Origin of the sequence: Streptomyces synnematoformans (assembly GCF_039531005.1) — a bacterium.
Taxonomy (GTDB): domain Bacteria; phylum Actinomycetota; class Actinomycetes; order Streptomycetales; family Streptomycetaceae; genus Streptomyces; species Streptomyces synnematoformans.
Window position 1 is genome coordinate 1 of sequence record NZ_BAAAPF010000651.1, and the last position, 1,410, is coordinate 1,410.

Below are 1,410 nucleotides of genomic sequence, written 5' to 3' on the forward strand. Positions count from 1 at the left end.
CGGGCGGTCGCTGACGACGAGGTGGGCGTTGGTGCCGCCGAACCCCATCGCCGAGACGCCCGCGGTAGCGCCGCGGCCGGCCGGCGACGGCGGCCATCTCAGGGTCCGTACGGGCACGGTGGCGGCGCCCGCGAGCGGCTCGGTGTAGAGGTGCTGGGCGGGGATCGCCTCGTGGCGCAGCGCGAGCAGCGCGTGGATGACGTTCACGGCGCCGGCGGCCCAGCCGGTGTGCCCGATCAGGGACTTGTTCGACGTCAGCGTCCACCGCCGGCCGGGCGCGGCGGCGGCCAGCGCCTGCAGCTCCGCCTGGTCGCCGGCGGCGGTGCCGGTGGCGTGGGCGACGATCCAGTCGACGTCGTCGGGGGCGACGCCGGCCGCCGCCCAGGCCCGTTCGAGGGCGATCCGCTGGCCGGCGGGGTTCGGCGCGTACACGGCCTTGCCGCGGCCGTCGGAGGAGCCGCCGAAGCCGCGGACGAAGCCGAGGACCGGGTCGCCGTCCGCCAGGGCGCGCGCGTACGTCTTGAGCGCGACGACGGCGGCGCCGTCGGCGAAGAGCACGCCGTCGGCGCCGCGGTCGAGCGAGCGGACGCGGTCGTCTCGGGCCAGCCCGTCGAGCTTGGCGAACAGCACCATGGTCTGGGCGTTGACGGAGTACGTGCCGCCGCACAGCGCGACGTCGGCGCGGCCCTCGCGCAGTGCGCGCATGCCGAAGTCGAAGCCGTAGAGGGAGGAGGAGCAGGCGGTGTCGATGACGACGGTCTCCACCGGGTCGGCGAGCCCGGCGAGCGCCGCGCGCCCGGCGCGGTACGGCGCGGTGTCGGCCGGGTCGGGCGAGCCGGCCGGGTAGAGCGCGTCCAGCGGGTCGGCGTCGGCCGCCGCGGGGCCGGCCAGCAGCCGGGCGCCGTGCCGGAGCAGGCTGTGCTCCGCGGCGTGGCCGCCGTCCGCGGTCATGCCGACCGCGGCGAAGGTCCGCGTGCCGGCGCCGAGCCCGACGCCGTCGAGCGCCTGCAGGACGCTGTGGCGCAGCCACCGGCCGCTCGGTTCCCGCCCCGGCGCGCGGCCGGCGGCGAGTTCGGCGCGCAGCCGCGGGTGGGGGGTGAGGTCGTGGATGAAGCCGGAGGTGCGGGTGTACGTCTTGTCCGGCGCGGCCGGGTCCGCGGACCACAGCGCGTCGATGTCCATCCGCTCCCCGGGCTCGCTGAACTGCGGCACGCGGTCGCGCAGCAGGTGCCACAGCTCGTCGGGCGAGGACGCGCCGGGCACGGCCAGGCCCATGCCCACGGCCACGATCGCGCCGGGGTCGGCGGGACCGGACCCGGACGACTCGGCGGGCGCGGTCGCGAGCGACGGCAGCGACCCCGCGGTGCGTACGGCGGCGGGCAGCCCCAGCGCGCGCAGCGCGGCCGCGCC

1 protein-coding gene is annotated in these 1,410 nt (G+C 78.5%); it reads right to left on the bottom strand.

Annotated features, from left to right (window positions below):
• Window positions 1-1,410 (bottom strand): beta-ketoacyl [acyl carrier protein] synthase domain-containing protein (locus tag ABD317_RS36880; protein WP_344296431.1); only part of this gene is annotated, 1,410 nt, incomplete at both ends.